Here is a 7,394-nt window from a genome sequence, read left to right as displayed (position 1 = left end):
CGCCACGCTGATTGAGGTAGCGCCCTCGCCCGCGACTTACACGGTGCGAGATGCAATTGCGGGAACGCTCAGGGGGATTTTTGTTGTTTGGGCGGACGCCTTCGCGAGCAAGCCCGCTCCCACATTTGACCGCGTTTCTACAGGATATACACGGTCAAATGTGGGAGCGGGCTTGCTCGCGAAGCCCAGGAGGGACGCTACAAAATCAGGAATCCCGACGCAAATCCGGCGGAATCGGCAGGTCTTTGAGCGGATCTGGCCGCTTGCCCTTGCCCGCCCGGTACTGGCGGATCTGATACACGTACGCCAACACCTGAGCCACCGCCAGATACAACCCGGCCGGAATTTCCTGATCCAGGTCGGTGGAGTAGAAGATCGACCGCGCCAACTCCGGCGATTCCAGCAGCAGGATGTCATTGGCTACCGCAATCTCGCGGATTTTCAACGCCGTGAAATCACTGCCCTTGGCCAGCAACATCGGCGCCCCACCCTTCTCCGGGTCGTACTTGAGCGCCACGGCGTAGTGGGTCGGGTTGGTGATGACCACATCGGCATCGGGCACCGAGGCCATCATCTTGCGCTGGGACATCTCGCGCTGCAGCTGGCGAATCCGCTGCTTGACCTCGGGCCGGCCTTCCTGGTCCTTGTGCTCGTCGCGCACTTCCTGCTTGGTCATCAGCAGTTTCTTGTGGCTTTCCCACAGCTGGATCGGCGCATCCACCGCAGCAATGATGATCAGCCCGCAGGCCATCCACAGCGAGCTCCAGCCCACCACTTGCACACTGTGGATGATCGCCAGCTCGATCGGCTCATGGGCGATGCGCAGCAGGTCGTCGATGTCGGACGACAACACCGTCAACGCCACAAACAGGATCAGGATGAACTTGGCCAAGGCCTTGAGCAGTTCCACCAGGGCCTTGGTGGAAAACATCCGCTTGAGCCCGGCCGCCGGGTTCATCCGGCTGAATTTGGGCGCCAGGCTGCCGGCGGCAAACAGCCAGCCGCCGAGGGAAATAGGGCCGATCAGGGCCGCCAGCAACAAGGTGATGAGGATCGGCTGCACCGCGAGGATCGCGATCTTGCCCGAGTGCAGCAGGTACAAGCCCATGGCGCCCGGGCTCAGCAGCACGTCGCGGGGCAGGGAGAAATTCAGGCGCATCAACTCCATCAGGTCCAGGGCCAGGCCACCGCCATAGATCAGCAGGCCGCCGGAACCGGCGAGCATGATCGCCAGGGTGTTGAGCTCTTTGGAGCGGGCAATCTCGCCCTTTTCCCGGGAGTCCTTTTTACGTTTCTCCGTGGGGTCTTCTGTCTTGTCCTGGCCACTCTCGCTCTCGGCCATGGCTTATCGCGCCCGCGCCAAGTCACGTAAAAACTGCAAGGCGTCGGTCGCCAGCGGTTGATACTGATTGAGAATGTCAGCCATGCCGACCCAGAAAATCCCCATGCCCAGCACCAGGGTCAACGGGAAACCGATGGAGAAGATGTTCAACTGCGGCGCCGCCCGGGTCATCACGCCAAAGGCGATGTTGACCACCAGCAGCGCAGTGATCGCCGGCAATACCAGCAGCAGGGATGCACCGAGCACCCAGCTCAAGCGCCCCACCAGCTCCCAGAAATGATTGACCACCAACCCGCTGCCCACCGGCAAGGTGGTGAAGCTTTCGGTCATCACCTCGAACACCACCAGGTGGCCGTTCATGGCCAGGAACAGCAAGGTCACCAGCATCGTCAGGAATTGCCCGATCACCGCCACCGACACGCCGTTGGTAGGGTCGACCATGGACGCGAAGCCCATGCCCATCTGGATCGAGATGATCTGCCCGGCGATCACGAAGGCCTGGAAGAACAGCGTCAGGGAGAAGCCCAGCAAGGCGCCGATGATGATTTGCTCGGCGATCAGCATCATTGCACTGAGGTCCAGGGCATTCACCGGCGGCATCGGCGGCAAGCCAGGCACGATCACCACGGTGATCGCCACCGCGAAATACAGGCGGATGCGCCGTGGTACCAGGGTGGTGCCGAACACCGGCATGGTCATCAGCACGGCCGTGACCCGGAACAACGGCAGGATGAACGAGGCCACCCAGGTGCTGATCTGGGTGTCGGTCAAGGCCAGCATCGAATTCACGGGGTCAGCCGATCAACTGCGGAATACTGCCGTACAGCTGCAGGATGTATTCCATGAAGGTTTGCACCAGCCACGGGCCGGCAACGATCAGGGTGATCAGCATCACCAGCAGGCGCGGCAAAAAGCTCAGGGTCTGTTCGTTGATCTGGGTCGCGGCCTGGAACATCGCCACCAACAGGCCCACCAACAGGCTCGGCACCACCAGTACGGCGACCATCATGGTGGTCAGCCACAGGGCTTCGCGAAACAGGTCGACTGCTACTTCTGGCGTCATGGCCTACACCCCACCGAAACTGCCGGCCAGGGTGCCGATTATCAGCGCCCACCCGTCCACCAACACAAACAGCATGATCTTGAACGGCAACGAAATGATCAGCGGCGACAGCATCATCATACCCATGGCCATCAGCACACTCGCCACGACGAGGTCGATGATCAGGAACGGAATGAAGATCATGAAGCCGATCTGGAACGCGGTCTTCAACTCCGAGGTCACGAACGCCGGCACCAGGATGGTCAGCGGTGCCATGTCGGGGCTGGCGATGTCGGTACGCTTGGACAACCGCACAAACAACTCGAGGTCGCTGGAACGGGTCTGCGACAGCATGAAATCCTTGATCGGGCCCTGGGCCTTGTCGATCGCATCCTGGGCGGTCATTTTCTCCGCCAGGTACGGTTGCAGGGCTTGCTGGTTCACCTTGTCGAACACCGGCGCCATGATGAACAGCGTCAGGAACAGCGCCATGCCGGTGAGGATCTGGTTCGACGGCGTCTGTTGCAGGCCGAGGGCCTGACGCAGGATCGAGAACACGATGATGATGCGGGTGAAGCTGGTCATCAGCATCACGAACGCGGGGATGAAGCTCAGCGCGGTCATGATCAGCAGGATCTGCAGGCTGACCGAATACTCCTGCGCGCCCGCCGCGTTAGTGCCCAGGGTGATCGCCGGGATCGACAACGGGTCTGCTGCGTACGCCAGCGGCGCTGCCAGCAACAGCATGAGCGTCAATAAAACGCGCATTACTTCTTATCCTTCTGATCCTTGCCCAGCAACTCCATGAGGCGCTGGGCGAATTCCGGCGTGGCCGCTTGGGTCTGGGCCACTTCCACAGGCGACTTGAGCACGTGCAACGGGGTGATGCGGCCGGGGGTGATGCCCAGCAGGATCTGCTCGTCGCCGACCTGCACCAGCACCAGCCTGTCTCGCGGGCCAAGGGCGCGTGAACCCACCAGCTCGATGACCTGGGCATTGCCCGGGCCGATGCGCTGCACGCGGCGCAACACCCAGGCGAGCACGAAGATCAGCCCCACCACCAGCAACAACCCCAGCACCAACTGGGTGAGTTGCCCGCCCACACCGCTGCCAAGCGCCGGCGCAGCCGCCTGGGCAACCGGTTCTGCTGCCATTACGCTCAAGGGCAGCGTCGATAACAGTCCTACCAATGAGCGCTTCATATCAACGCAACTTCTTGATGCGTTCGCTCGGGCTGATCACGTCGGTCAGGCGGATGCCGAACTTCTCGTTGACCACCACCACTTCGCCATGGGCGATCAGCGTGCCGTTGACCAGCACGTCCAGCGGCTCGCCGGCCAGGCGGTCCAGCTCGATCACCGACCCCTGGTTGAGCTGCAGCAGGTTGCGGATGTTGATTTCGGTGCTGCCGACTTCCATGGAGATCGACACCGGGATGTCGAGGATCACGTCCAGGTTCGGACCGTCGAGGGTCACCGGGTCATTGTTCTTCGGCACGCTGCCGAACTCTTCCATGGGAAGGCGGTTGCCGACCGGTGCAGTGGCCGCATCGGCCGCCAGCAGTGCATCGATATCGTCCTGGCCGACATCGCCGGTTTCTTCCAGGGCAGCCGCCCACTCGTCAGCCAGGGCCTGGTCTTCGGCGGAAGTGTTTTCGTGTTCGGTAGCCATTACATGTCCTCGGCGGAGCAGAAATTAAGGTGGATCAGCGACGGTTGATCGGTTCGATCACTTGCAACGCCAGGTTGCCTTTGTGAGAACCGAGCTTGACCTTGAACGACGGCACACCGTTGGCGCGCATGATCAGTTCTTCCGGCAGGTCGACGGGAATCACATCCCCCGGCTGCATGTGCAAAATATCCCGCAAACGCAGCTGGCGACGGGCCACGGTGGCGCTCAGGGGTACGTCGACGTCCAGCAGGTCTTCGCGCAGGGCTTTCACCCAGCGTTCGTCCTGGTCGTCGAGGTCGGACTGGAAACCGGCATCGAGCATCTCGCGCACCGGCTCGATCATCGAGTACGGCATGGTCACGTGCAGGTCGCCGCCGCCGCCATCGAGTTCGATGTGGAAGGTGGAGACCACAATGGCTTCGCTGGGGCCGACGATGTTGGCCATGGCCGGGTTCACTTCCGAGTTGATGTACTCGAAATTGACTTCCATGATCGCCTGCCAGGCTTCCTTCAAGTCGATGAAGGCCTGCTCCAGCACCATGCGCACCACCCGCAACTCGGTCGGGGTGAATTCACGGCCTTCGATCTTGGCGTGACGGCCATCGCCGCCGAAGAAGTTGTCCACCAGCTTGAACACCAGCTTGGCGTCGAGGATGAACAGCGCGGTGCCGCGCAGCGGCTTGATCTTCACCAGGTTGAGGCTGGTGGGCACGTACAGCGAGTGCACGTACTCACCGAACTTCATCACCTGCACGCCGCCCACTGCCACGTCCGCCGAGCGGCGCAGCATGTTGAACATGCTGATACGGGTGTAACGGGCAAAACGCTCGTTGATCATTTCCAGGGTCGGCATGCGTCCACGGACGATGCGATCCTGGCTGGTCAGGTCGTAGCTTTTGACGCTGCCGGGCTCGGCAGCCATTTCGGTCTGTACCAGACCATCGTCGACGCCATGGAGCAGCGCATCGATTTCATCCTGGGACAGCAGGTCCTGCACGGCCATGTCGTGATCCTACTGCAATACGAAATTAGTGAAGAGCACCTGCTCGATCACCGGTTTGCCGACTTCCTTCTGGGCCACTTCCTGCACGCTGGCAGTGACCTTCTGGCGCAGCATTTCCTGGCCCACCGGGGTGGCGAGGGTGTCGAAGGGTTGGGCGGAAAACAGCATCACCAGGTTGTTGCGGATCACTGGCATGTGCACCTTGAGGGCATCCAGGTCTGCCTGGTTACGCGCCAGCAGGGTAATGCTCACCTGCAGGTAGCGTTGACGGCCGTTCTGATTGAAGTTGGCGACAAACGCCGGCAGCATCGGCTCGAAGATTGCCGGTTGCTTGACGTTGGGGTTGACCTCGGCCGTGGCGGCCGGTTTGCTCTGGGCACTGTGCATAAAGTACCAGGTAGCCCCCACGGACAGGCCGATCGCCAGCAACAAGGCCAGGACAATCAGCAGGATAAGCTTGAGCTTGCCCTTGCCTGCGGGTGCTTTTGCTGCGTCGTCGCTCTTCGCCATGCCAATAATCCGTCACTATTCTGGGATTCATAGTTCTGGGGAAAGGCAAGAGCAAGTGTTATGCCAGAGTTGTCAGTTCGGTCACGGTTTCGCCGACACTGCAAAACCAATGTGGGAGCGGGCTTGCTCGCGAAAGCGGTGGATCAGCACCTGTAACGGTGACTGACACTCCGTATTCGCGAGCAAGCCCGCTCCCACATTTTGATCATCGCCAGGCCTCGGATCAGGCGTAGTAGTCCACGGCACTGGAGCCAATCACCGACTGCACCACCGGCGCGGCCACTTCAGCCACCTCACCGATACCGCCGCCATCAACCCCATCACCCCGCCCGCCACTGCCGCTGACGCCGCGAGCCTGGTTCTGCTGTTGCTGGTCCTGGCCCTGCTGCCCCTGCCAGCCACGGGACTGGTCCGACACGTTGACGTCGACCTGGCCCATGCCCTGCTGGGCAAACATCTCCCGCAGGCGGCCCGATTGGCTTTCCAGGGCTTCACGCACCACCGCATGGCCGCTCATGAAGGTGACTTGCGCCTGCTGGTCGGCGGACATCTTCACGCTGATGTCCAGGCGACCCAGCTCAGCGGGCTGCAACTGGATCTCTGCCGACTTGAGGTTGGCGCTGGACAGGTACATGACCCGGTTCACCACCTCATCGGTCCAGCCACTCTGGTGCATGGCCAATGGCGCGTTGGCCACCGGCGGCAGGGCATTCGCAGTTTTCGGCGTGGCAGCCTGGGTCAGCGCGGCGAGTCGGTTGGCGAAGTCATCGACACGGGTGTCGCTGCTGGCGTCCTTCAAATCCTTGAGGCCGCCGTCGATCAGACCGGCAAAGGCTTTGTCGCCGCCCTGGTCGGTGCTGTCCTTGGACGCTTGCTGGTCGACCATATTGGCCAGGCCTGTGACGAAGTTTTGCGCGGCGGTCGGCTGATCCTGGGTCGGGGCCGGGGCGGTTTTTGCCGGGGCCTGGCTGCTGGCGGACACGTGTCCACCCTGTTCCATGGCCAGGCGCACGGCGGGCATTGCATCCAGCGGATCGGCCTCGGGGTCGAAGGCGGGCTTGGCGTCGTCGGTCGCGGCAATCGGTGGCGCCACGACTGGCTGGTTTTTGTCATCCTTCGCGGTGGTCGGCGTCGGGGTCTCGACGGGCGCCGGCGTAGCGGGGACGGGGACAGGGACTACCGCGGCTATCAGCGCCGGGTCTACGGCGGGGTCGACCGGAGGTTGCTGGGCCAGGGACGGATCGTCTGCCGGGGCATCGTCGTCTGACTTGGCGGTGGTGTCCGGGGTGTCCGCCTTGGCCGGCGGGTTGGCAGGCAAAGTCTTGCCGTTATCGGCAACCGATGGGGTACCGGCGGCAGGCTTGTCGTTGTTGGCGGCGGGCTTGGGGCTGTTGTCCGCAGGCTTGTCGCGGGTGGATTTGATGGGGGTGTCGACAGGTTTTGCCGCAGGCGCAGGGGCCTGGTTGGCGAACACCTGAGCGAAGCCCGGGGCCTTGTCCCGCGGGTTCGCAGCCACTGCCGGTGGATTGGCAGCGGGCGCTTGAGGCTTGGCCGCAAGGGCTGCCTGAAGGAGCGAATTCGGGGTGATTGCCATAGTCAAGAGTCTCCGCCGCACAGGGGTCGAGGGTGCGGTAACAGGAGATAGAGCAAGAGTTGGGCCAGGTTTTGGTTTAAGGGTGTATATCCGTTATTTGGGTGAGGGCTTGTATGGGGTCTTGAGTGTTGAAGAGCAAAAGCAACAGCCAAATCAAAAGCGGGCACGGTCCAAATGTGGGAGCGGGCTTGCTCGCGAAGGTCGTTAACGATGACGCGGGCATTCTGGATGA

Annotated in this window: 9 protein-coding genes; all 9 read right to left on the bottom strand. The window is 62.0% G+C overall.

Translation table 11 applies throughout. The annotated features are described in order from the left end of the window. Nucleotides 1-205: 205 nt before the first annotated feature. The 9 genes from flhB to A462_RS32015 all read right to left on the bottom strand — a co-directional run bounded on the left by flhB (nt 206) and on the right by A462_RS32015 (nt 7,162). A complete protein-coding gene (gene flhB, locus A462_RS31975) occupies nt 206-1,342 on the bottom strand; it encodes a flagellar biosynthesis protein FlhB (protein WP_008430191.1) in 1,137 nt (378 codons plus the stop codon). A 3-nt stretch (nt 1,343-1,345) separates the two neighbouring features. Further along, nucleotides 1,346-2,122: a flagellar biosynthetic protein FliR gene (fliR, locus tag A462_RS31980; RefSeq protein WP_003214551.1), complete on the bottom strand. Its 777-nt coding sequence runs from the start codon at nt 2,120-2,122 to the stop codon at nt 1,346-1,348. A gap of 13 nt (nt 2,123-2,135) precedes the next feature. Then, nucleotides 2,136-2,405: a flagellar biosynthesis protein FliQ gene (fliQ, locus tag A462_RS31985; RefSeq protein ID WP_003214552.1), complete on the bottom strand. Its 270-nt coding sequence runs from the start codon at nt 2,403-2,405 to the stop codon at nt 2,136-2,138. A gap of 3 nt (nt 2,406-2,408) precedes the next feature. After that, nucleotides 2,409-3,152 (bottom strand): flagellar type III secretion system pore protein FliP, encoded by a 744-nt coding sequence (gene fliP / locus A462_RS31990; protein WP_003214554.1) that lies wholly within the window; start codon nt 3,150-3,152, stop codon nt 2,409-2,411. Beyond that, nucleotides 3,152-3,586, bottom strand: coding sequence for a flagellar biosynthetic protein FliO (fliO, locus tag A462_RS31995; protein WP_023659254.1), 435 nt, complete (start codon nt 3,584-3,586; stop codon nt 3,152-3,154). The genes fliP and fliO overlap by 1 nt, the downstream gene beginning before the upstream one ends. Nucleotide 3,587: 1 nt before the next feature. Beyond that, a complete protein-coding gene (gene fliN / locus A462_RS32000) occupies nt 3,588-4,055 on the bottom strand; it encodes a flagellar motor switch protein FliN (RefSeq protein ID WP_003214557.1) in 468 nt (155 codons plus the stop codon). A 34-nt stretch (nt 4,056-4,089) separates the two neighbouring features. Further along, nucleotides 4,090-5,058 (bottom strand): flagellar motor switch protein FliM, encoded by a 969-nt coding sequence (fliM, locus tag A462_RS32005; protein WP_003214559.1) that lies wholly within the window; start codon nt 5,056-5,058, stop codon nt 4,090-4,092. Nucleotides 5,059-5,067: 9 nt separating this feature from the next. Continuing rightward, on the bottom strand, nt 5,068-5,568 hold the full coding sequence (gene fliL / locus A462_RS32010; RefSeq protein WP_003214560.1) for a flagellar basal body-associated protein FliL: 501 nt from the start codon (nt 5,566-5,568) through the stop codon (nt 5,068-5,070). A gap of 223 nt (nt 5,569-5,791) precedes the next feature. Beyond that, nucleotides 5,792-7,162 carry a flagellar hook-length control protein FliK gene (locus tag A462_RS32015; RefSeq protein WP_008430189.1) on the bottom strand — a complete coding sequence of 457 codons (1,371 nt, stop codon included), beginning with the start codon at nt 7,160-7,162 and terminating at the stop codon, nt 5,792-5,794. Nucleotides 7,163-7,394 lie beyond the last annotated feature (232 nt).

The sequence above is a fragment of the Pseudomonas sp. Ag1 genome (assembly GCF_000278565.1).
In the GTDB taxonomy this organism is placed as follows: domain Bacteria; phylum Pseudomonadota; class Gammaproteobacteria; order Pseudomonadales; family Pseudomonadaceae; genus Aquipseudomonas.
The sequence above is the reverse complement of the archived record's forward strand: the minus strand, read 5'-3'. Positions and strand labels throughout refer to the sequence as shown.

Coding starts and splice junctions, on each gene's coding strand:
- flhB (WP_008430191.1), bottom strand. CDS start 1,342: ATGGCCGAGAGCGAGAGTGGCCAGGACAAGACAGAAGACCCCACGGAG.
- fliR (WP_003214551.1), bottom strand. CDS start 2,122: ATGCTGGCCTTGACCGACACCCAGATCAGCACCTGGGTGGCCTCGTTC.
- fliQ (WP_003214552.1), bottom strand. CDS start 2,405: ATGACGCCAGAAGTAGCAGTCGACCTGTTTCGCGAAGCCCTGTGGCTG.
- fliP (WP_003214554.1), bottom strand. CDS start 3,152: ATGCGCGTTTTATTGACGCTCATGCTGTTGCTGGCAGCGCCGCTGGCG.
- fliO (WP_023659254.1), bottom strand. CDS start 3,586: ATGAAGCGCTCATTGGTAGGACTGTTATCGACGCTGCCCTTGAGCGTA.
- fliN (WP_003214557.1), bottom strand. CDS start 4,055: ATGGCTACCGAACACGAAAACACTTCCGCCGAAGACCAGGCCCTGGCT.
- fliM (WP_003214559.1), bottom strand. CDS start 5,058: ATGGCCGTGCAGGACCTGCTGTCCCAGGATGAAATCGATGCGCTGCTC.
- fliL (WP_003214560.1), bottom strand. CDS start 5,568: ATGGCGAAGAGCGACGACGCAGCAAAAGCACCCGCAGGCAAGGGCAAG.
- A462_RS32015 (WP_008430189.1), bottom strand. CDS start 7,162: ATGGCAATCACCCCGAATTCGCTCCTTCAGGCAGCCCTTGCGGCCAAG.